At 52.1% G+C, this 22,898-nt stretch carries 19 protein-coding genes and 2 pseudogenes; 19 read left to right on the forward strand and 2 right to left on the reverse strand.

Translation table 11 applies throughout. The annotated features are described in order from the left end of the window. Window positions 1-12: 12 nt before the first annotated feature. The 17 genes from ACMA1I_RS20050 to ACMA1I_RS20130 all read left to right on the forward strand — a co-directional run bounded on the left by ACMA1I_RS20050 (window position 13) and on the right by ACMA1I_RS20130 (window position 18,373). Entirely contained in the window at window positions 13-399 is a 387-nt protein-coding gene (locus ACMA1I_RS20050) for a DUF4133 domain-containing protein (RefSeq protein ID WP_337070260.1), read from the forward strand. Then, a complete protein-coding gene (locus ACMA1I_RS20055; RefSeq protein WP_337070261.1) occupies window positions 383-2,866 on the forward strand; it encodes a TraG family conjugative transposon ATPase in 2,484 nt (827 codons plus the stop codon). The genes ACMA1I_RS20050 and ACMA1I_RS20055 overlap by 17 nt, the downstream gene beginning before the upstream one ends. A gap of 135 nt (window positions 2,867-3,001) precedes the next feature. Beyond that, the gene (locus ACMA1I_RS20060; RefSeq protein ID WP_337070262.1) at window positions 3,002-3,565 is read left to right on the forward strand and encodes a conjugal transfer protein TraI; all 564 of its coding nucleotides are present in this window, start codon (window positions 3,002-3,004) and stop codon (window positions 3,563-3,565) included. Window positions 3,566-3,578: 13 nt separating this feature from the next. After that, complete coding sequence (locus tag ACMA1I_RS20065; RefSeq protein WP_337070263.1) at window positions 3,579-4,223, forward strand: hypothetical protein; 645 nt, start codon at window positions 3,579-3,581, stop codon at window positions 4,221-4,223. 12 nt (window positions 4,224-4,235) lie between these two features. Next, window positions 4,236-4,886: a TerB family tellurite resistance protein gene (locus ACMA1I_RS20070; protein WP_337070264.1), complete on the forward strand. Its 651-nt coding sequence runs from the start codon at window positions 4,236-4,238 to the stop codon at window positions 4,884-4,886. A 40-nt stretch (window positions 4,887-4,926) separates the two neighbouring features. After that, on the forward strand, window positions 4,927-6,165 hold the full coding sequence (gene traJ / locus ACMA1I_RS20075) for a conjugative transposon protein TraJ (protein WP_337070265.1): 1,239 nt from the start codon (window positions 4,927-4,929) through the stop codon (window positions 6,163-6,165). Between the two features lie 41 nt (window positions 6,166-6,206). Further along, window positions 6,207-6,824 carry a conjugative transposon protein TraK gene (gene traK, locus ACMA1I_RS20080; protein WP_337070266.1) on the forward strand — a complete coding sequence of 206 codons (618 nt, stop codon included), beginning with the start codon at window positions 6,207-6,209 and terminating at the stop codon, window positions 6,822-6,824. Window positions 6,825-6,826: 2 nt separating this feature from the next. Next, window positions 6,827-7,171: a hypothetical protein gene (locus ACMA1I_RS20085; protein WP_337070267.1), complete on the forward strand. Its 345-nt coding sequence runs from the start codon at window positions 6,827-6,829 to the stop codon at window positions 7,169-7,171. Between the two features lie 7 nt (window positions 7,172-7,178). Then, a complete protein-coding gene (gene traM / locus ACMA1I_RS20090; RefSeq protein ID WP_337070268.1) occupies window positions 7,179-8,513 on the forward strand; it encodes a conjugative transposon protein TraM in 1,335 nt (444 codons plus the stop codon). A gap of 54 nt (window positions 8,514-8,567) precedes the next feature. After that, window positions 8,568-9,389 (forward strand): conjugative transposon protein TraN, encoded by an 822-nt coding sequence (gene traN / locus ACMA1I_RS20095; protein WP_337070269.1) that lies wholly within the window; start codon window positions 8,568-8,570, stop codon window positions 9,387-9,389. Between the two features lie 68 nt (window positions 9,390-9,457). Beyond that, entirely contained in the window at window positions 9,458-10,249 is a 792-nt protein-coding gene (locus ACMA1I_RS20100) for a hypothetical protein (RefSeq protein ID WP_337070270.1), read from the forward strand. Between the two features lie 618 nt (window positions 10,250-10,867). Beyond that, a complete protein-coding gene (locus ACMA1I_RS20105; RefSeq protein ID WP_337070272.1) occupies window positions 10,868-11,338 on the forward strand; it encodes a JAB domain-containing protein in 471 nt (156 codons plus the stop codon). 297 nt (window positions 11,339-11,635) lie between these two features. Continuing rightward, the gene (locus tag ACMA1I_RS20110) at window positions 11,636-12,262 is read left to right on the forward strand and encodes a hypothetical protein (RefSeq protein WP_337070273.1); all 627 of its coding nucleotides are present in this window, start codon (window positions 11,636-11,638) and stop codon (window positions 12,260-12,262) included. Window positions 12,263-12,272: 10 nt separating this feature from the next. Continuing rightward, on the forward strand, window positions 12,273-13,403 hold the full coding sequence (locus ACMA1I_RS20115; protein ID WP_337070274.1) for an AAA family ATPase: 1,131 nt from the start codon (window positions 12,273-12,275) through the stop codon (window positions 13,401-13,403). Continuing rightward, window positions 13,376-14,128, forward strand: a complete 753-nt coding sequence (locus ACMA1I_RS20120) for a hypothetical protein (RefSeq protein ID WP_337070275.1) — start codon at window positions 13,376-13,378, stop codon at window positions 14,126-14,128. Before ACMA1I_RS20115 ends, ACMA1I_RS20120 begins: the two co-directional genes overlap by 28 nt. Continuing rightward, window positions 14,125-16,665, forward strand: a complete 2,541-nt coding sequence (locus ACMA1I_RS20125; protein WP_337070276.1) for a ribosomal protein L7/L12 — start codon at window positions 14,125-14,127, stop codon at window positions 16,663-16,665. The genes ACMA1I_RS20120 and ACMA1I_RS20125 overlap by 4 nt, the downstream gene beginning before the upstream one ends. Then, window positions 16,649-18,373 carry a hypothetical protein gene (locus tag ACMA1I_RS20130; protein WP_337070277.1) on the forward strand — a complete coding sequence of 575 codons (1,725 nt, stop codon included), beginning with the start codon at window positions 16,649-16,651 and terminating at the stop codon, window positions 18,371-18,373. Before ACMA1I_RS20125 ends, ACMA1I_RS20130 begins: the two co-directional genes overlap by 17 nt. Before the next feature lie 310 nt (window positions 18,374-18,683). Here ACMA1I_RS20130 and ACMA1I_RS20135 read toward each other — a convergent pair whose 3' ends face one another. Continuing rightward, window positions 18,684-19,901 (reverse strand): site-specific integrase, encoded by a 1,218-nt coding sequence (locus tag ACMA1I_RS20135; RefSeq protein WP_337070278.1) that lies wholly within the window; start codon window positions 19,899-19,901, stop codon window positions 18,684-18,686. Between the two features lie 543 nt (window positions 19,902-20,444). Between ACMA1I_RS20135 and ACMA1I_RS20140 the strand changes: the two genes are divergently transcribed. Both ACMA1I_RS20140 and ACMA1I_RS20145 read left to right on the forward strand, forming a co-directional pair. Then, window positions 20,445-20,651, forward strand: coding sequence for a helix-turn-helix domain-containing protein (locus tag ACMA1I_RS20140; RefSeq protein ID WP_337070279.1), 207 nt, complete (start codon window positions 20,445-20,447; stop codon window positions 20,649-20,651). Window positions 20,652-20,662: 11 nt separating this feature from the next. Further along, window positions 20,663-21,397, forward strand: a pseudogene (locus tag ACMA1I_RS20145) (IS630 family transposase); the annotation flags it as partial. 152 nt (window positions 21,398-21,549) lie between these two features. Here the strand turns inward: ACMA1I_RS20145 and ACMA1I_RS20150 are convergent. Further along, window positions 21,550-22,610, reverse strand: a pseudogene (locus ACMA1I_RS20150) (IS481 family transposase). Between the last annotated feature and the right edge of the window lie 288 nt (window positions 22,611-22,898).

A 22,898-nucleotide genomic window follows, 5' to 3' on the forward strand; every position in this document is an offset into this window, starting at 1 on the left:
CTAAGCTCTGCCATGGCCAACAGTGTTTACCAGGTCAACAAGGGCATCAACCGGCCCATTGAGTTCCGGGGGCTGCGGGCGCAGTACATCGGCTACCTGGCCGCAGGGCTCGTGTTCCTCTTGCTGCTCTTTGCCGGCCTGTACCTGGCCCGCGTGCCCCTACTGCTCTGCCTGCTGGTTATCCTGCTCTCCGGTGCCGCTTTATTCACAGGGGTTTACCACCTGAACAAAACCTACGGGGAGCATGGACTGCTCAAGAAGTTCGCCCGGCGCGGCATTCCCCGCTTCGTCCGCCTGAGCACCCGCAGCACTTTTATGTTACTGACCTCAGCATCAGACAACCAGCATCATTTAAAACAACTAACCGGAAAGGAGGACACGAATGGCTCAGCCAATTGATCTGGAGCACCTGCTGCCCGTCTACAAGGTGGAGCACGGCTGCATCCTCTCCCGCCAGGGCGACATCACGCTGGCCTACGAGGCAACGCTGCCGGAGATCTTCACCCTCTCCGATGCCGAGTACGAGGCCTTGCACCAGGCGCTCCTCAAGGCGATCCGCCTGTTGCCCCGCTTCACGGTCTTTCACAAGCAGGACTGGTTCCTGGAGTCCTCTTACCAGGCCGACCTCAGCAAAGAAGGGCAAAGCTTCCTTTCCAGGGCCAGCGAGCGCTTCTTCCACGGGCGGCCGTACCTGGAGCACCACTGCTATATTCTTATCACCAAAAAGCCCGAGGACCGGCGGTTCTCCAGCTCGCTTGTCTCCAACCTGCTCCGCCGCTCGCTTGCACCCCAGCAAACGCTGCAGCCCCAGCTCCTCCAGGATTTTGTGGACCAGGCGGGCCAGTTTGAGCGGGTGCTACAGGACATCGGCTTTGTGACCTTGCGCAGGCTGACAGACGAGGAACTGGCCGGGACGAAAGAAAAAGCGGGGCTCATTGAGCGCTACTGCGGCCTCTTGCCCGAGAACGCACCGCCCCTGCTGCAGGACCTGCACCTGCAGCAGGGCATCCGCATCGGGGACAAGCACTGCCAGCTTTTTGCGCTGGCCGACGCGGAGCACCTGCCCTCGCTCTGCGGCTCGCGCATCAACTACGACAGGTACTCCACCGACCGCAGCAAATTCAGCACCGGCTTTGCCTCTCCCCTGGGCCAACTCCTGCCCTGCAACCACCTCTATAACCAGTACATCTTCCTGGAGGACGCCAGCCAGACACTCCAGCAGCTGGAGCGTAAGCGCCTGCGGTTGCAGTCGCTGGCGGCCTACTCCCGCGAGAATGCCCTGGCCCGTGACGCTACGCACCAGTTCCTTAACGAGGCCGTCGGCCAGCAGCGGCTCCCCGTGAAGGCGCACTTCAACGTGCTGGCCTGGACGGAGCAGCCGGAAAAGCAAAAGGAGCTGCGCAACCTCGTCTCCTCGGCCATGGCCCAGCTCGACGCCACGCCCAAGCTGGAGACGGACGGGGCCCCGCAGATTTTCTGGGCCGGCCTGCCGGGCAATGCAGCGGATTTCCCGATGAACGACACCTTCGACACCTTCCTCGAGCAGGCCTGCTGCTTTTTAAACCTGGAGACCGGCTACCGCTCCTCCACAAGCCCCGTCGGCCTGCGCCTGGGCGATAGGCTCACCGGCAAGCCCGTGCATGTGGACATTTCGGATGAGCCCATCCGGCAGGGCATCTGCACCAACCGCAACAAGTTCATCCTCGGCCCCTCGGGCAGCGGCAAGTCCTTTTTCACCAATCACCTGGTGCGCTCCTTCCACGAGCAGGGCAGCCACATCGTGCTGGTGGACGTGGGCCACTCCTACAAAGGGCTCTGCGAGCTGGTAAACGGCTACTACTTCACCTACCGGGAAGACGACCCCATCCGGTTCAACCCCTTCTACATCGGAGAGGGCGACTCACTGGACACGGAGAAGAAGGAGAGCATCAAGACCCTGCTGCTGGCCCTCTGGAAAAAGGACAGCGAGGCCTTCTCCCGCTCCGAGTACGTGGCCCTCTCCAACGCCCTGGAGCTGTATTACCTGCACCTGCAGGAAAACCTGCAGGTCTTCCCCTGCTTCGACAGCTTCTATGCATTCGTGCAGACGGTGTTCAAGGAGAAGCTGCAAGCGGACCGGGTGAAGGAGAAGGACTTCGACCTCGACAACTTCCTCTACGTGCTCCGCCCCTACTACCAGAGCGGCGAGTTCGGCTACCTGCTCAACGCCCGGAAGAACCTGGATTTGCTCTCCGAGCGCCTCATCGTCTTCGAGCTCGACAATATCAAGGACCACCCCATCCTCTTCCCGGTGGTGACCATCATCATCATGGAGGTCTTCATCTCCAAGATGCGCAAGCTCAAAGGCATCCGAAAAGTCATCCTCATCGAGGAGGCCTGGAAAGCCATCGCCCGCGAGGGCATGGCCGAGTACATCCGGTACCTGTTCAAGACGGTGCGCAAGTTCTACGGCGAGGCCATCGTGGTGACCCAGGAGGTGGAGGACATCATCTCCTCGCCGGTGGTCAAGCAGGCCATCATCAACAACTCCGACTGCAAGATTCTGCTCGACCAGGGCAAGTACCTCCACAAGTTCGACGGCATCCAGCAACTGCTGGGTCTGACGAAGAAGGAGAAGGCGCTTGTGCTCTCCATCAACAAGGCCAATGACCCGGCCCGCAAATACAAGGAAGTCTTCATCAGCCTGGGCGGCACCCTCTCCAGGGTCTACCGCACGGAGGTGTCGCTGGAAGAATACCTCACCTACACCACCGAGGAGTCGGAGAAAGTGAAGGTGCAGGCTTATGCCCAAAAGCATGGCGGGGACATGCGTAAAGGCATCCGGCAGCTGGCCCATGACATTCGGGCCGGAATAGACAGGACTTAAACCCACTACAAAACCATGAAGAAGTATCTGCACAGCATACTCCTGTCCCTGCTGCTGATGGCTGCAGCAGGTTTTCACCACCCGGCACAGGCGCAGGACCCCATCCTGGCCGCCATCAAAGCGGGCGTCACGAAAGTGATCGTGGCCCTGGACCTGCAGGTACAGCACCTGCAGAACCAGACCATCTGGCTGCAGAACGCCCAGAAGGTGCTCGAGAACAAGCTCTCCGAGCTCCGCCTCACCGAGATCGCCCTTTGGACGGAACGGCAGCGTCAGCTTTATGCCGACTACTTTGAGGAGCTCCGGCAGGTAAAGGCCGCTATCACCTATTACCAGCGGGTGCGCGACATCATAGGGACACAGGCGGCCCTGGTGGCCGAGTACAAGCGCTCTTATCAGCTCTTTAGGCAGGACGATAATTTCTCGGTGCAGGAGCTGGAGTACATGGAGCAGGTGTGTGCCGGCATCCTGGAGGCGAGCGTGGAGAACCTGGACCAGGTCCTGCTACTGGTCAGCCCCCACGCCACCCAGATGAGCGATGCGGCCCGGCTGGAACTCATCCAGCAGGCAGCCGACCGGCTGGAGCAAAACTACAGCGACCTCCGGGAGTTCAACGCCCAGAACGTGCAGCTGAGCCTGCAGCGAGCCAAAGAGCGGCATAACCTGCAGACGGTCCAAAAACTCTATGGCCTTCCATAAGCATTTAAGAAACATGAACGCAATAACACTCCTATTCTCCCTGCTCCTGCTGACTGGCCTGAGATGCCAGGCGCAGACATTCGACGAGTGGCTGAGGCAGAAGAAAACCAAGAAAGAATACCTGGTGCAGCAGATCGCAGCCTTACAGGCATACGCCGGCACCCTCAGGCAAGGCTACGAGATAGCCGGCTATGGGATCAACACCGTGCAGCAAATCAAGAACGGCGACCTCGGCCTGCACCAGGCCTTTTTTGGCTCTCTCAAAAAAGTAAACCCTGTAATCGGCAACAGTGCCCGGGTAGCGGACATCCTTTCCCTGCAGGCTGGCATTCTCCGGCACTTCGGGCAGACCCTGCAGGCGCTACGGAAGGATAAGCTCCTGTTGGAGGAGGAGCTCGCTTACCTGGAGCAGGTAAAAGCAAAGCTACTGCAGGCATGCCTGCAGGACCTGGAAACGCTCTGGCTGGTGCTCTCCTCCGAGGAGCTGGAGATGAAGGATGAGAAGCGGCTCCGGAAACTCGAGGCGCTGCATACTGCCCTGCGGGACAGGCACCAGTTCACACAGGCCTTTCTCCGGGAGGCGCAGGCACTGGCCCTGCAGCGGGCAAAGGAAAAGCGCGAAGCTCAAACAGGCAAAAGATTACACGGCATCCCTTAACCTCTACTCCACATGAAAAGGATAAAGCAACTCCTCCCATTCAGCTTTTTGCTGCTTTTATTGACAGCCTTCACGCCCCAAAAGACAAGGGCCCAGGAGGCGGAGATCCAGCAGCTCCTGCTCAACGTGCAGAAGCTCGAGCAGCTCCGCCTGATCCTCTCGGACATGAAGCAGGGTTATGCGCTCCTCAGCAAGGGCTACGGCACCATCGTCTCCCTCTCAGAAGGCAACTTCAACCTGCACGAGACTTTCCTGGACGGGCTGCTGGCGGTAAGCCCGGCCGTGCGGGACTACAAGCGGGTGGCCGATATCATCGGCTGCCAAAAGCGCCTCCTCACCGAATACAAAAGCGCCTACAACCGCTTCCGCCGGGATGGCGGCTTCACGCCGGAGGAACTAAGCTACCTGGGCTCAGTGTACGGTAGCCTCTTCCGGCAAAGCCTGCGCCTGCTCGACGAGCTCACCCTCGTCCTCACGGCCGGGGAACTGCGCATGAGCGACGGGGAAAGGCTGCAGGCCATCGACCGGATCCATGCCCAGATGCAGGAGCGGCTTGTGTTCCTGCGCCATGTCAACCGGCAGGCAACCCTAGTGGCCCTGCAGCGGAACCGGGAACTGGAGCAAGTCCGGACACTGCAAAAGCTTTATCAATTGGATGAGTAACAGGCAGGCAGCATGACCATGCGTACCGAAAAATCAATTTATGATGAAAAAGCAGTTTTTGTATTCCGTGTCGCTGCTGTGGCTAATGCAGCTGACACCTCACCTGGCGCAGGCGCAGGGCGTGGCGCAGAACATGCACAGCCTGCACGCGGTGCTCGAGAACCTCTACGAGGAGATGATTCCCCTCTGTGAGCGGCTCATCGACGTGGGCCGCGGTCTGGCCGGCTTTGCCGCCCTCTGGTACATCGCCTCCCGCGTCTGGCGCCACCTGGCCAATGCCGAGCCGGTGGACTTTTACCCGCTGCTCCGTCCTTTTGCCCTGGGTATGGCCATCCTGCTCTTCCCGTCGGTTCTGGCCTTGCTGAATGGCGTTCTCCAGCCGACCGTCACGGCCACGGGTGCCATGGTGGAGGGCTCCAACGAGGCTATCGCTGTGCTGCTGCAGCGGAAGGAGGCGGCCATCCAGTCCTCGGATGCCTGGCAGCTGTACATGGGACACGACGGCAGCGGCAACCGTGAGAAGTGGTACCAGTACACGCACCCGGACGACCCATCAGGTTCAGGCGAAGGACTGCTGGAGAGCATCGGCAACGACCTGAAGTTTGCCATGGCCAAATTCTCCTTCAGCTTCCGCCACTCCATCCGGCAGTGGCTCTCGGAGGTGCTGCAGCTGCTCTTCGAGGCCGCCTCCCTCTGCATCAACACCATCCGCACCTTTTACCTCATCGTGCTCGGCATCCTGGGGCCGCTGGTATTCGGCTTTGCCGTCTTTGACGGTTTCCAGCACACGCTCACCGTCTGGATCGCCCGCTACGTGAACGTGTATATGTGGCTGCCGGTGGCCAACATCTTCGGCAGCATCATCGCCAAGATCCAGGAGAACATGCTCCGCCTCGACATCGGCCAGGTGGAGAATAGCGGCAACACCTTCTTCAGCCCCACCGACACGGCCTATCTGATTTTCATGCTCATCGGCATCGTGGGCTACTTCACGGTGCCCAACGTGGCTAACTACATCATCCATGCCGGCGGGGGCAACGCCCTGCTGATGAAGGTCACCAGCCTGCTCCACACCACCTCCGGTGCCGGCGCCTCGACGGCAGGCACAGGGCTCCGCTATGCCGCCGGGGCCGTAGGCTTTGGCGCCGGCAGCCTCGTGCGCGGCGTCACGGAGCATGGAGACGGCTATGGCTATGCGGCTTCCCCGGGTAACAGCCAACCCGGCAGTTCCTCCTCAGACAGCTACCAGCACGGGCGCCTTTCCGGGGACTCCTGGTGATTCTGAAACACACCTACTGTACAATCAAATGCAAAACCACCATGTTCAGACAACTTCAAAACATCGACAGCGCCTTCCGCCACATCCGCTCGTTCAGCCTGGTCTTCCTGCTGGCCTGCATGGCCGTCAGCGGCACGGCCCTTTACCTGAGTTACCGGCAGGTGCAGGCCGTGCAGGAGCGGATCTATGTTTTGGCCGGGGACAAGGCCCTGGAAGCCTTCTCGACAGGCCGCCGGGAAAACATCCCGGTGGAGGCCCGGGACCACGTGCGCACCTTCCACCGCTATTTCTTCTCCCTCGACCCGGACGACAAGGTCATCGAGGCCAACATGCGCAGGGCCCTCTACCTGGCGGACGCCTCGGCCAAGCGGGCCTATGACAACCTGCGGGAGAGCGGCTACATCTCGGGGCTTATCTCAGGCAATATCAGCCAGGAGATAGCCGTGGACAGCGTGCAGGTGGACACGGGGCAGTACCCCTACCACTTTCGCTGCTATGCCCGTCAAAAGCTTATCCGCGCTACCTCCATACTTAGCCGCAGCTTGGTCACCGAGGGCTTCCTGCGCAGCGTCTCCCGCTCGGACAACAACCCGCACGGCTTTATGATAGAGCGCTGGACAACGCTTGAGAACAAGGACCTGCACACCCAGAACCGCTAGCCATGCTGCTCTTCCGCAAAGACCACGGCAAGGAAACTGTACCGGAGACAGGCGGCAGTATGGATAAGACCGCACACACCATTGCCAAGGCTATTGTAAACCGACAAGGTAAGCTGGCCAGGTGCTGCAGCTCCCGCTATGAAAGCCTTTCGATGCGGGCCAAAATGGCCGCGCTACTGCTCTTCTGTTTTCTCTTTGGCGGTGCCTCTCTTTGGTTCCTAGCAAAGGGGGTGTGGCCGGAGCGAAAGCAACAGAGAGTCATCAACTATTCCGGCAGTCTTCCTGTGCCGGAGCCGGAACCCCGGGACAGCATAGAACATCAACGTATTCATCCACTTAAAAAATAAACAGACCATGAAAACACACTCAGAGGCATTCCTGCGCAGGCGGAAATTTTTGATGGTGCTCCCGCTGCTGGTGCTTCCTTTCCTGGCCCTGGCCTTCTGGAACCTGGGCGGAGGCAAAGGCACTCCGCAAGGGGCAAATGCCCAGGCCGGGCAAAAGGGACTGAACCTGCAGCTGCCAGAAGCACAGATCAAAAAGCAGCACCAGGACAAGCTCAGCCACTACGATCAGGCAAAACAGAAAGCCCGGCAGCTATCGGATGCCGGCACTTCCCATCTCCTGCAGCGGCTGGGCTTGGACATAGGCACGGAAGACAGTCAGCAACAGCGGACAACGGATACAACAGCCACTGCCACCATGGCCTTTGCTGACCCGCAGGAAGAGAAGCTAAACCAGAAGCTGGCCCAGCTGGAAAAAACGATACAGCCACCGCCTCTCCACCATGCGGCGCAGCAGCGAAAGCCTCCTACTCCTGTCATTTTGCCTGCTTCCGGCAACGTCCGCTTCCAGGAGGAGGTGGACCGGCTGGAGGCGATGATGCAACGCATGGGCGGCAACGGCACCGTTGGGAATGACCCGGAAATGCAGCAGCTGGAGAATATGATCGAGCGCATCCTCGACATCCAGCACCCCGAGCGGGTAAAGCAGCGGCTGGCAAACCAGACCCCGGAAAGGCTACAGCAGACCTTTGCGCTGCAGGCTTCTCCCGGACAGGCTGCTATCACGCTGCTTGAACCTGTTTATGCTAGTCAGGCCCCTCGAGAAGCTAGTGCCCAACTTGATGAAAGAAATGATACAGCTCCCCTATCCATCCTTACAGCCAATGCTTTCTATGGTTTGCAGGACAACTATACGCAAGCCGGCACCGGTGAAGCGGGCAACGTACTGGAAGCGGCCATACACGAGACAAAGACGCTGACGGCAGGGGCCACGGTGAAGATGCGCCTGCTCCAGGACGTGTACCTGGGCGGCAGGCGGGTAGGAAAAGGGAGGCTCCTTTACGGCACCTGCCGACTGAACGGAGAGCGCCTGCACATCGAGGTGACATCCGTGCTTATCCAGGATGCGGTGGTCCCTGTAGCACTGGCGGCCTATGACCTAGACGGGCAGGAAGGGCTTTACATTCCCGGTGCCCTCACCCGCGATGCAGCCAAACAGGGAGCTGACCGTGCCATCAACCAAAGCCTGCAGCTCTCCACGCTCAATCCCTCCATCGGTGCCCAGGCAGCCAGTGCAGGTATCGAGGCGGCCAAAGGGCTGCTGAGCAGGAAGGCCCGGCAACTGAAAGTGACCGTCCACTCCGGGCACCGCCTCCTGCTCCGCGACCAGAGCACCCTCCGGTAAGATCATTTCTTTGTACAGCAACTTTTCTTTACACCTAAACCCTTTCATTTCCTCATGAAAAAGAACATCCTCCTTTCTTTCCTGTGCCTGCTTTTACTGCAGCTAAACATAGTAGCACAGGACCTGCAGCCAAAAGTGCTGGAGCTGACTTCCCAGAAGACCACTACGCTGGTGTTCCCCCACCCCATCCAAAGCGTGGACCGTGGCAGCCGCGATATCCTGGCACAGGTGCCCGAAAAGGTGGAGAATGTGCTCCAGCTAAAAGCAGCTCAGAGAGGTATCATGGAAACCAATCTCACCGTCATCACCTCCGATGGCAGGCTCTATAGCTTTGAAGTAAGCTATGCCGACAAGCCTGCTACTACCCTGGTAAAGCTGGAACCACCTGCCACGGGCGCGGCTCCGGTCGTGTTTGCCAACACGGACCTGAACACAGAGCAGCTGAAAACCATTACGAATCTGCTGGCCGGCGACCCCAGGTACTGCTATGGCATCCAGGACCAGGTAGGAAAAACAAAGGCTACCCTGGAAGGCATCTACGTGCAGGGCAACACCTTCTTTTACCGGCTGGTGCTCTCTAACAAATCCCCCGTCCCCTACGACATCGACTTTGTCCGTTTCAGCCTCCGGGACCGCCGGCAGGTAAAGCGCACCGCCGCGCAGGAGGAAGAGCGCCTCCCGCTGTATGCCTATGGCTACGAAGAGAAAACCGTCGAAGCCGGAAGCCAGAAAACACTGGTCTTTGCCCTGGAGAAAGTCCCCATCACCAAAGGCAAGGAGCTGGTCGTGGAGCTCTTTGAGAAGAACGGCGGCAGGCACCTCCAACTCAAAGTACGGAGCAAAGACCTGGTGCAGGCGTGTGCCCTCCTACTCTAACCACGCCTTAAAAACTATCCTCATCACAACTTTTAACAGCTATTTCAACCAATTAAATTCTTACTTCTATGAACCAGAACAACCTGGATTACCTGAAAGAAGGCCTCAAGTACACGGGCTTTGGCACCAACCTCCATGAGGAACTGGAAAAGAACGTGCGGGAGCAGAAACCGGACTTTGAGTTGAAGCTGCAGAAGCCCTACTTCGACAGCACGGTGGACTACACGCTGCACTTCCGCCGCTCAGACCAGAGCGACCTGTACTTTTTTAACAAGTATGAGGCCACGCTCAAGCCCGACACCTCCGCCCGGGAAACCTCGCAGACCTTCTACATCAACAAGAACAGCGGCATCACCGCCCGCGAGGCCTATAACCTGCTAAACGGCCGGTCGGTGCACAAGGAGCTGGTCAATGCCGAAGGGCAGCCCTACAAGGCCTGGCTGCAGCTGGACCTGGGGGAAAAGGACCAGCACGGCAACCACAAGGTCAAGCAGTACCACGAGAACTACGGCTTTGACCTGGAGAAGACCCTGCAACAGTATGCCCTCAAGGAGCTCCAGGACCCGGAGCAGAAAGAGCGGACGCTGCACTCCCTGCAGAAAGGCAACACCCTGCAGGTGACGGCCCAGCAGGACGGGCAGGAGGTGAAGCGTTTCATCGAGGCCAGCCCGCAGTACAAGACCATCAACGTCTATGACGAGCACATGAAGCCGGTGAAGCGGGAGACCATTCAGCAGGAGGCTATACCGGCGGAATCGGTAAAGCAGCAGGCTTCCACGAAAAAGAGCCAGCAACAGGATGTGGTTTCGGAAGAAAAGCAGGAGATGAAAAAGTCCCGCAAGAAAGGCATGTCCATCTGACAGCCCTCTTGTCTTAGTCCTTACCTGCCCCAGCCCCGGGATTCGCGTGATTCCGGGGCTTCGTGTTTACAATAAGAGCCTTTGGCAAAAGCAGCCGGCTCTATACGACTTAAACGATGCTACCGAATCGTATTTACAAGCTATCCTACAACGTCTCTTCATTGACCGGCAGCAGTGGGTTTGGTGGCAGGTGCAGTTTATAAAAACAGGGCGTGCCGGCAAAGCCGTCGGGCTCTCACGGCTCGCTCTCCGGCGACTGCGTATGCCGGAGGAGCTCAAACAACCGCTCCATCCCTCACGCTTTTCTACGCGATAAGCTACAGCTAAAACCTCCACAACGAATGGCCCTTTTCCCGATTTGGTAAAACCGGAAACTGGTGCTTAAGCAAGGACACACCAATAAAAGGCGCGAAGCCACTGCCATGCCAAAGTCCATGGGCATTCATTCCGCTGCAAAGGTAGCCTGCGGGCCGGACACGGGACAAGGTAGTACGAAAAAAAGGGGTATCCCTGAAGGGAGGCCCTCCGCATTTTTTCCGTCTCCACCTTGCCCTTAGTCCGGCCTGCAGGCTGGGAGGGCACCATAATCAATTCCTTAAACCTTAAAAGATCATGATTATGGAAAAGCTGACTAAAAAATCCGGATTGAACAGAGTGGCAGAAATCAAACTGACCTACCGCTCCAAAGTGAAACCGTCTGAGCGCCCACAGGTTACCTGCTCCACCGACTGCGCCGAGGTTCTCCGCCAAAGCTGGGACACCGGCAAGATTGAGTTTGTGGAGCAGTTCAAGGTGATGCTGCTCAACAGGGCCAACCGGGTGCTGGGCATCTATGAACTATCTACAGGAGGCGTAGCCGGCACGGTAGCGGACCCCAAGCTTATCTTCGCTGCGGCACTCAAAGCCTGCGCCAGCTCCATCGTCCTCTGCCACAACCACCCCTCCGGCAACACTAAGCCCAGCGCGGCCGACCTGCAGCTGACAAAGAAAATGAAACAAGGCGGGGAACTGCTTGACATCGTCGTGCTGGATCATATTATCCTGACCAGCGAGAGTTATTACTCGATGGCAGACGAAGGGCTCTTGTAGCCCTTTTTTGTTCATGGTCGAAGAGAACTAGCTAACAATCGGCATTGACCGACATAAATAATATTATTATTCCATATCAGTGAGAAAAGAGTAATAAATTCGATTAGGTGAGCTAGAGCGGGAATGGAATATAGCATGTGTTCTGGAATATCTATTTCTTTACTAGCTATAGTAGGCAAAGAAGGGACCTTTACAGACTGAAAGAAAATTTTTCATTAAAATAATCTATATGTTTATATTAGCTGGTTATAGGCACCAACTAGTTTTGTACTCAAAGCTGCACTATCTTTTTATTAAATGAATAATAATTTATTTCTGCACACGCTGCTTCAGCTACGGCAACAGGAGGAGATCATTATCTTTGGCAATATGCTGGAAATAACGGTGCCTGAGGAGGAAGAAGCGGCTGCTTTTTTAACAACCGAATTCAATAGTGAATGCTTGGAATATCCATTTACAGCTCCGGAGTTCGAGAAACCGGCTGCCCTATGGGGAGCACGCACGATATACCTGTCAGCCCAATTACTTTTTTACAGGGAAAATCAGGTTGAAGATTTAAATGCCTTGTTACCTCCATATAAAGGAAAAATAACTTCCGCCTCAATTCTTTCAGCTGACTTATGCCTGCGTTTTCTGCCTTCCATCTTAAGCCACCTGAAGATTATTGATCCAGACGATCCGTTAATCAATCTTCTGGAGGAGCACCTGCACAATTGGAATTTCTCTGGCGTCAACTATTCATTAGACAATTCAAAATTGGAGTTCGCTACAGTAGCAACAGATAAATGCTTGCTCCAACTGTATGCTAACCGGGTAACAGCGCACCGCAACCTGACACTTGCACAGCATCCTGTTTTTAAAAACCTTATACTTTCCAACCTGGGCATTTTTAAGGATGAACTTTGGAAAGAACTAACATATTAACATACTCTAGATGATGCCTATTGAAAAGTTGAACAACGTCTTATCTTATGTTAAGAAATCCTTTGTCGGGAAAGATGAAATTGTAGACTTACTCGGATTATGCCTGATAGCTAAAGAAAACGCTTTTCTGCTGGGCCCTCCAGGCACAGCTAAAAGTGCCATTATCCGGTTACTATCCAGTTGTATTACTGAAGGGAAAAACTTTGAATACCTGCTTACGCGCTTTACAGAGCCAAATGAAATTTTTGGCCCTTTCGACATTCGCCGTCTGAAAGAAGGAGAACTTGTAACAAACACAGAAGGCATGATGCCGGAAGCCTCCCTTATTTTCCTGGACGAAATTTTTAATGCCAACAGCGCCATTCTAAACAGTCTGCTGATGGCCCTGAACGAGAAAATTTTCCGCCGTGGCAAAGAAACCAGGAAATTGCCTGCCCTTATGTTTGTAGGCGCCAGTAATGCCTTGCCTGAAGACGAAACGCTGAACGCGCTGCTCGACAGGTTTTTAATTCGGATAAAATGCGATTACGTGGATACTGACCTGCTCGAAGAGGTGCTGCTGGCTGGCTGGAACCTGGAGATCGGAAATAACGAAACCAAACCATCTATACGGCCCGATGAAATAATTGAGCTGCAGAAACTGAACAGAACAATCAACCTGGCACCTGTCAGGAAGCAGTTCGTGGATCTGGTGCACAACCTCCGCACTACAGGAATTAAGGTGTCGGACCGCCGTGCGGTAAAAATTCAGAATTTGTTGGCAGCGAGCGCGCTTATGTGCAATCGCAGCCAAGCCAATGTGTCTGATCTATGGGTACTCCGCTACATCTGGGATACCGAGGAGCAGATTGAAATATTAGCGGGTATAATCAATAACATCATAAAAAAGGAGCAGGTAGAACAGGCGCACCCACAGGCCCTGTCGGATAAAACTCCTAATGCTGAGGAGCTGGCAAAAGAGGTACTTTACCTTAAAGGCAAATGGAACAACGGAAGCCTGCCTTACGAAGAGCAGCATGTTGTAAAAGACAAGCTCCGATACCTGCAAACCCGCACAAGCTGGCTCCTAAACAACGAGCACAAGCAGTATATCCAAACCGAAATAGAGGCGCTATGGCACCAGATGCTGAAAACCATCTGATCTATTACCTGCTGCTTCATACTGCCCACAAGGCCGACCTGGGGGCTATCCGGCATTGGGATAATCTGAAAGTGGCTTTTGATGGTGACCATATCTGGCTGAAGAATTTTACGTATGCCCAGCTGGACACAGTGGAGGTAAAGAGCATCCCCTTCAAAGCAATTTTCTATGAAAACAGAAATAAGCTTTACCGCCTAAACAGCCTGCTGCCCGATCAGCAAATTCCAAATGTACATTGGGCTCCCATTTCCAGGGCGTTGCCCGTGGAGTTTCCTTCCTTCAACCATAATTATTTTGGAACAACAGAAAAAGTAGCCATAAAACTCTTACCAAAGGCCGAGTTCCAACAAGTAGTCGCTCTAATAACCACTTTGAAGAACCTGCAGCCATACCTCGAAACAGCACCAGCTGTCCGGCTACAAAGGCTCCGGTGGACATTGCTTGACGGGAATGAGGCGCTGCTCCTGGGCACTCCTCTCCTGCCTGTGCCCGGTGAGACGTATTGGCAGCATAAGGATTTTCTACTTCCGTCAGGCCTTGATTTCGAATTCCCAATAATAGCAGATGCCTTGCAAAACATAATAAACCCAACCGGGAAAGACATGATCATTTTTCAGGCTGATGCCACTTATTTTGCTGTCCCGAAAAGCCACCTGTTACCCCTAACTTTAAGCTCCTTCAGGCTGGGCCTATCTCCCCTTTCACTCCCAAAGAACAGAACATGATGCTGTACGACTATTTTCAATCTTATCAGGACTATTTCTGGCAATGGGAAGAGGAGATGGACGTAGTGGCTATACCGGAGGCCAGCACTATTGTATACCGGGAATATGTGCTTCAAATCCTGAATAAACTTTCACCACAGGGGCTTCCTCCTTTCGGCTCTCTCCTGCTGGCCCTGATTGCCACTAATCCCGATGCCAGATCTTCTATTAATGCTGTATACAGCATTGTAGGCAGCGCAATCAAAACCGCCGACAACAGCACTTTGGCCGAATCAATAGCTTTTCTGAACCTTTTGTCGGAAGTGCCATCAGCTTTCAAAACCGGGAAGAAACGAGTCCTCCTGCTGCAGGTGCTATTCCAGGATTGCCACTACATCTCCTCCGTTAAGAATTCGGCTAGAATATTAGAAACTTACATTTCCGGCAATTACGGCAAAGGTGTGGTAACAGCCAAAAAGCTTCTGAGTCATGAACGGTTCAATTACGACTTCAGGACAATAGCTTTATTGAGTAAGAAATTCCCGGATGTAGATGCTATCCTAGACAGGATGGCGGCTTTGCCAGATATCCCGGAGGAAATTTTTCTTGAAAAAGATAACACAGCGCCAGAACCTATCAATGATGATTTTGTGCAGCAGCTCATCGACCATAGCCAGACGTTTCCGGTAGGGTCCCTAATAGAACGAATCTGGAGCGCATTGAATATTCCTTTTCATAACACATTACCAAGCCAGCAACCGCTGGGAGGTGTTTCGGATCTGACGAATAAAGGAGAATTTGATAAACTCCTTATTTCAGAATTTGCCCATGATGATTTAGTCTTTTTGTCGCGCCTGGCCAACAACGAGGCCCTTTATCTGAGAAGGGAAATACCGCCTGCCAACAACAACCTGCAGCGCCTTATCCTGATAGATGTATCGCTGCGGAACTGGGGAACCCCCAGGACCATTGCATTGGCAATCACACTGGCTATTGCCCGGCACCCGAAAACAGACATTTCCTGCCTAGCCTATGTAGTAGGGAACAACTACCATTCTGTTACCCTGGACACACCGGAGGCTGTTATAGATGCTCTACAAGTGCTGGAGGGGAGCCCTCATGCAGCAAAGGGACTGGAACAGTTTTTCAAGGAAAACGCACTACCCAAAAACCAGGAAGTTATTTTTATCTCTGCTGCTGATGCCACCAAACTCACTGCTACTCAGATGGTGCTCGACAAGTACCATGCATTCTTTTCTTACTGGATACAAACATCTTCCCATGGCCAGGTAGCCGTGTATAAAAAGCAGCATAAAGGCAAAAAGCATGTGCAAAGCTTTCTGTTGCCTTTGCAGGAGCTCTGGAAAAAGCAGATAACAATATTCCCTGAAAAGCCGGAAATGAAACAGCCATCGCTCCTGCCTATTCTGCTGCCTATGCCTGTAAAGGCAAAAAAGGTACTCGGTACCTCCGACGGTGAGATATTCCAGATTACGCATGAGAAAAACCTGCTCCGCCTGTACGATAGAAGTGCCGGAGTAAAAGAGAAAGGCTGGGAGCTTGTTTACGAGCACCTGCCTTTTACGTCAGCTGAATTCGAATTAGCCCTGCACCCAAACGGCGCTTATTTACTTTTCATTTACAGCCACGATAAGCAGGAAATATTATTGCTCAACATCACTACGGGCGGGCAGAAAACAATTCCTTTTCAGGAGTGGAAATCATCTACTTATAAAACATTCTTTTTCGATAAGGAGCACTTTTACTACCTCTCCTTCACTAAATACTGGGCTATCGGATTGGATGGAACCATCACTTCGTTTAACACAACTAAACCAACACTGTTAAATGCACTGAACAAGCGCCAGGTTTATTTAGAATCGCTCCTGAAGGAACCAATGTATAAGCCAAATATTCTGAAAAACATAAAGCAGGTATACATAAATGAATCTGGCAACTTGGTTTTCAATACCCTTGAATTAAACATTTATAATGGCTTTATTAAGTTAATTAGAACTTTTTTCCTCGACAAAAGGCACGAAGCGTATCGTTCCGCTAAAAATGAGTTTTCCTTCCCCGAGGGCAGCAAGGTAGAAGTTAAACGAGACGGTATTGCTATCTTAAAAAGCAGTAACCCGGATATCCCGTATATTTATATTCCATTGGCGATAGAAAATGCGTTAGGATTGGCAACAGACAATGCTTTTGCAGGTAATGACTACTACTTGAAGGAGCCTGCCGTTGATGTAGAACTAATCAGCCCCGGCAGACAGGTAATTACAGCTATCAATCTGCTGAAAAAAGTGACTGGAATAGGAACTGCCGAAGCAAAAAAAATTATTGATGGTGCCCCAGGGAGTTTCCTGAAAAGAATTAGCCAGCAGAAAGCCATAGAACTTAAGCGCAGCCTGGAGAAAGATGGCGGCCAAGTAATGCTGCATAATGTTACTTCTTTTACTGCCTCCGGAGATTTTGCGCAGCTACTGCCGGAAAACTTCTACCAGAAATATGTGCTAACCTTTATTGAAACTATCAAGGGCCATGGAACTAGGAATTAAACCACACCCGAAAAGTCTGTTCCCCTTGCAAGGCATCCTTGTGAAAGGTGCTGCTGTCTCTGGTTGGCTGTATGAAATTCAAGGGCTAAGACTGTCACTGCAAAACCTTGCTGTTTACCCAATTCCTGATACCAGGGCCAACAGCATTTGGGGTTGTCTGCTTGTTACGGAGCAGAAACTCCGCGATATCGGGCGGCATCAGCATTGCCAGTTGGTGCACCACATGCTTTTTATCCCCGAAAAATCATGTTTACAACCAGCCATTACTGAAACAGAGTTGAAACAGCTTTGCGCCGGCAACAGGCATGCGCTGCACCCGGACTTTGGATTGGTAGCACTGGAGGAGGCTGTAGTCTGGGAAAATATCCTACAAAGTCCAATTATACAAAACCGAAAAATATTAAAGCCTGCGAAGCCAATTTTTATTCCAGCAACTATTAAGAGTTTCCAGCTTGCACCTGTTCCCCCAGCAGAAGTTTTGCGCAAACTGGAAGAGGAAATATTTCCCAAAAAAGAAAAACTCGAAGACAAGCCTCTTTCTGTCCTTGAAAAAGCCAAGCTATTTCTATACAGCAAACTTCTCCCTCAGCGCAATTCTTTCGTGAACCCCGGTAAAGCAACAGGCCTGGTTACAACATTGCTCCTGCAAATTGCTGCACTGCTGCAAAAGCTGATACCGATTAACCTAAATTGGCTTGAGGAGCTACAGGAAGACAAGGAAGATCTTGAAAAAAGAAATCAAAAGCAGCTGGACAAACTACTGGATTTGCTTAAGAACAATCCAACCGAGGCCTTAAAGTATGCCATTCCACTGGATAATAATGGTACCACCCGCGGCAAAAGCGGCAGTGGTAGGTTTGAACTAACAACACGTTGGTATAACTTCTTGTTATTCGGTCAGGGAGCAAAACCCGGTTCAGGCGGAAGTGTAGACATAGGCGACGATATGTTCCATGCCCTGCAGCAACAGTACAGTCAGACGGCCCAGGTATTAACCGAAAAGCAGGACTATCAACAGGCAGCCTTCGTGTACATGAAACTGCTCAAGAACTATACTATGGCAGCGCAGACGCTGGAGAAAGGCCACCTCTACCCCGAGGCGGCTTCGGTATACCTAAAATACTGCCACAGCAAAACAAAAGCTGCCGATTGTTACGACAAAGGTAACATGACGTTAGAGGCTATTGAACTTTACAAGGACCTGAATGAAAACGAAAAGGTAGGCGATTTATACCTGAAACTACAAAAGAGCAGGGAAGCAGATATTTACTTCGGGAAAGTAGCCGCCACTTACGAGAGCAAAAACCAATACGTAAAGGCTGCCCTTATTTACAGAAATAAAATGAACAACACCGAAGCGGGCCAGGCTATGCTTTTGGAAGGCTGGCGCGCCAATCAGGATGCCTGTAATTGCCTGAACACCTACTTTGCCAACATCGCGGACACCCAAACCCTCGGCCGCGAAATAGCTGCTATCTATGCTAACGAGGTGAACCCCGGTAACAGCGAAAAGTTTTTGCAGGTCATCAGGTATCCTTATAAAAAGCAACCTGAATTGGCAGAAAACGTCAGAGAGTTGGCCTATGAGATTATTGCGTCTCAACTTACCGACAAACCAGCCCTTGTCTCCGAACTGCGCCACTTTAATCCACCCGACAAGGAGCTTGTAAAAGATACTATCCGGTTCAAAGTCAGCCAGAGAAAATAACCTTGTTACTGACAGTGGCGGTTCAACAGATGTAATAAAATTTAGTCTAATGTTATTACATCTGTTGACATTCCTGCATTTGCACACTAACAAGATAACCTACACTAATGGCTAAGACTATTATACTTTATATTGAATTTAATGAGGAGCGCTTAGCTTTCTGGCTCTAGAATCGGTTGTCCCTGTAATGGTCGAAACAAAGTTATAATGATGTTGGCATCTATCAACGCGAAGAACTGGTGGAGGTTAATACAAAGCAGCAGGAGAGCCTGCTGTAACCACGATTAACATATAACGGACAGTTCATACATTACATACTCACCAGCTTCTGCCGCAGCTGCTGCATATCCTCGCTCACTTTCTTATCCAGAATCTTCGCGTAATGCTGCGTCGTTTTCAGGTTCGTATGCCCCAGCATCCGGCTCACCGACTCGATAGGCACCCCATTGGAAAGGGTAACGGTGGTGGCAAAGGTATGGCGGGCTGTATGAAACGTCAGGCTCTTGCGTATGCCGCACAAATCGGCAATCTCCTTCAGGTAAGCATTCATTTTCTGGTTGCTCAGCACCGGCAGCACCCTGTCCTGGTTCACACATTGCGGATGCTCCCTGTACTTCTCCATAATAGCCTGGGCGGTAGGCAGCAAGGGAATCCGGGAGATGGTATCGGTTTTCTGGCGGTTGGTGTAAATCCACTTCTCCCCGTCTAGGCCAGTCACAATTTCCGAGCGCTTCAGTTTATGCACATCGGCATAGGCCAAACCGGTAAAGCAGCTGAACAGGAAAATGTCTCGCACCTGCTCCAGCCTCTCTATTTCAAACTCCCTTGCCGCCATCTTCTGTAGCTCTTCTTTTGTTAGGAAACTTCGGACTACTTCTTTCTTAATCAACTTAAATCCTAGAAAAGGATCCCGTTGCAGCCAACCATTTTTGAGACAGATATGAATTACCTTCTTAAAGTTCGCCAGGTATTTTATGGTCGTGTTGTGGGCACAGCCTCTGACGGACTTGAGCCAGAATTCATAGTCCGAGATAAAACCGTAATTCAATTTCTTGACATCGATATCCTCTTCCTGATACTTCCACTGAATAAAGTTACGGGTATGCAGAAGAGAAGTCCTGTACCGCTCCAATGTGCCTGACGCAAAATCCTTCCCCACCAGCTTCTCCACTTGATCATTATGCTTCTGAAATACCTCCAGCAGCATTACCGGCTTCTCTTCCACACCAAGCCACTTTTCTCTGAAAGTCTCTACCGTTACAGGTTTACCCATTTTCAGTAACTCGCTCTGGTACGCATACACTTGCGACCTGAGGGTATCCAAGTAGGTGTTAATGCTGCGGGCTTCTTCCGAGTTTCCTTTCACCCGCCCTGCCTCCACCGACCATTTGCTGGGGGTGATATGCCTATGCGTGCTGGTTTCAAACCGCTTGCCGTTGATGGTCACGCGCAGGTAGATGGGCAACAGGTTGTCTTTGGTAGTCTTGGCTGTCTTGCCGTAAAACAAGATGCTGATTTTTGTATCCATTCCGTTTTCTCCTTTTATTGGTTAAAAATAGTAATCGAACCAAAGCTCCGCAAGATGTACAATATGTGTACATCTTATTGAAAACCAATTCCTTACAAGGAATTCGGTTACCCGGAAAAAATATAATCTCGGGTAACCGAATTGAACCCCTAAGGATTGAGAAAATCTGAATGTTTTAGCGGGGGTGTAAAAACAAAAAAGCCCGAAATCATACGATTTACGGGCTTTTTGCTGCTTTTGGTATCACTACCGGCAGAGAGTGAGGGATTTTATCACATTCCATAAACCGCTGATAAAGAAGTTGTTAAATAACCTAAAATACTTGGGTAACCGATTTTTCACCCTCGCTCAAAATCCTTATTTTCTCTGTTCAAAATTAGCCTTTATAGTATACAAAGTCAATATTATCAAACGCTAAGTTAAAACTGGCAGGTTTTCTATATAGACAGCGACAGAACTTATCGGAAATTAAAGTTCGAATAGAATAAAATTGGTATAGCATCGTAAGAAGTCATATAAGCCAATTTAAGCTTTGTTATTGCCATGAAACGCAAAGAGATAAGTGATCCAGATCGCCTGAGCCGCTTCGTCAAATCGTTTGACAGTCACAGCCAGGACTTCAAAGGCTTAAGCTTAAGGCTAATCGAGTCAGGTCAAACGATCGAGCAGATGAGCGCCCTCACCGGTGTGAGCCCCTCAACCCTCTATGAGTGGATAGGGCAGTGGAATGAAAAAAAGAAGTTGGCTTAGTCAACCGCCAGGGCCAGGGAGGCGGTGCTAAGCCACGCTTCAGCAAAGAGCAGAAGCAACAGTTCAAAGAGTTGCTCCAAAGTCAGGGCAGTTTCTACACCATTGGCCGGATGCGCCATCTGGCCCGGGAGCATTTCAGGTTAGACTACGGCAGGCGACAGATGCAGCGCCTGGCCAGGGAGCTGAACATGTACTGCTACAAGCCCCAGCCACGGGACTACCGGCAGAAAGACGGTGCCTGTGGCAGGCTCAAGGACAGAGTACAGGCTGTGGCGGATGTGCTGCGTATGAGGGGCCGCGATTTAAGTAAGTTCTGTATCGGCTTTGCCGATGAAAGCTCTCAGCAGCTCTACGGCAACACGGCCAGGCTGTGGTCCTTTGAGCGGGGGCTTGTCAAGCAGGTGAACACGGACAAGAAGAAGCGCAACTGCTTTGGCTTCTATGCCCTCAAAGGCAGGAGCGTGCTCAACTTCATCGGCAGGGGAAACCAGCAGACGATGCGGCAGATGCTGGAGGCGATACGGGCCGCCAACCAGCAAGCAGAAACGATTGTGGTGGTGTGGGACAATCACAGCACCCACCGGACAGCATCGGTGGAAGCCAAGGCGCTGGAGTTAGGAATAGTGTTGGTCAACCTGCCCACCTACTCCCCTGACCTCAACCCAATAGAGCGCATATGGAAGCAGATAAAGAAAGTGATAAGTGAAGAAGCTCTTATCAAGTGTAGTAGTCAGAACTTGAACTGACAGTTTAGAGATTTCGGACATTGTTCAGACGCTTGGTCCAGCCTATTTCTCTTACATGCAAAGATATGCCTACACTCGAAGTTGTCAAGGGTAAATAAACGGCTCGTGCCTCGCCGCCCTTGACAACATCTCCTTTCGGCATGAAGTGGCATTTAAGAGGAATAGGCTTCAGAAGTAATTATATTTGTTGTAGGAGCACCTAATAGCTTCATTCTTGCCAGTTGCAGCGAATCCAGCCAAGTCTGGTAAGGAGTGTTCCCGTAGCAGTACCTGCCAGAATGGGGCCTGCTCTGATTGTATTCTACCAGCCACGCATCCAGGTCTTTCTGTAGCTGCTCTATTGAGCTATACACTTTCTTGCGGAAAGCCACCGCATAAAACTCTTCTTGAATGGTTTTGTGGAAGCGCTCACAGATGCCGTTGGTCTGAGGGCTCCTGGCTTTTGTTTTGGAATGGTCTATCTCCTCTATAGCCAGGTAAAGCTGGTGCTCGTGGTGCTCTCTGGCGCCGCAGTACTCGGTGCCACGGTCAGTGAGGATACGTAGCAGCGGGATGTCATGCTGCTGGTAAAAAGGAAGAACTTTGTCATTTAGTGTATCAGCGGCCACTAAGGCATTCTTGCGGTCATAGAGCTTAGCAAAGGCCACCCTGGAGTAGGTATCAATAAAGGTCTGCCTACACCTTTGATGGTGCCTACATAGTAGGTGTCCTGTGCACCCAGGTAGCCAGGATGATAAGTTTCAATCTCACCGTGTGCTTCTTTCTCCTGCTTTGCCTTCTCCAAAGCCACCAGCTGCGCTTCTGTTAACACTAAACCTTCCTGAGCTACTTTAGCTTCTAGCGCTTTGAGGCACTTTTTGAATGTCTCCAGATTATGTCGAAGCCAAACACTCCTTACACCACCAGGTGAGATAAACAGGCCCCGCTTCTTTAGCTCATTGCTTACTCTCAGCTGTCCATAGGCAGGTTGCTCTGTTGCGATGGCCACAACTGCTTCTTCCACTTCATCAGAAACACGATTAGCAGGTAAAGGTTTTCTGCGACTCATATCTCGGAGAGCTGCTTCTCCTCCTGTTTCATACAAATCTTTGAAGCGGTAGAAGTTGTCACGGCTATAGCCCATGATCTTACAGGCTTGACTTACATTGCTTAGCTGCCTGGCCAGTTCTAACAGGCCAAGCTTGGGTTTGATGATCTTTTCGTCGATACGCATGGCTTAATCTGAATGGTTGAATTTATGAAAAATTTAAATCAACCGTCAGATCAAGTCTTGACTATTTCATATCAAGACGGTCGAGGAGTTGGAGAGAATTATCAGCAGCACCTTTGAAAGCTGTTGCTGCAAGCTCTCTTTCGCCAAAAGCTGGATTGAGAATATCTATAACCAGGTATTCGGAAATTATCCTATTCCCATTTCCGATAAGTTGTGACGCAGTCTATAACCTAATGTATTAGTTCATCCAGTTCGATTCCCCTACGGGCTACTACAGCAAAAAAGCCG

Source organism: Pontibacter sp. 13R65 (assembly GCF_047525655.1).
Classification (GTDB): Bacteria; Bacteroidota; Bacteroidia; order Cytophagales; family Hymenobacteraceae; genus Pontibacter.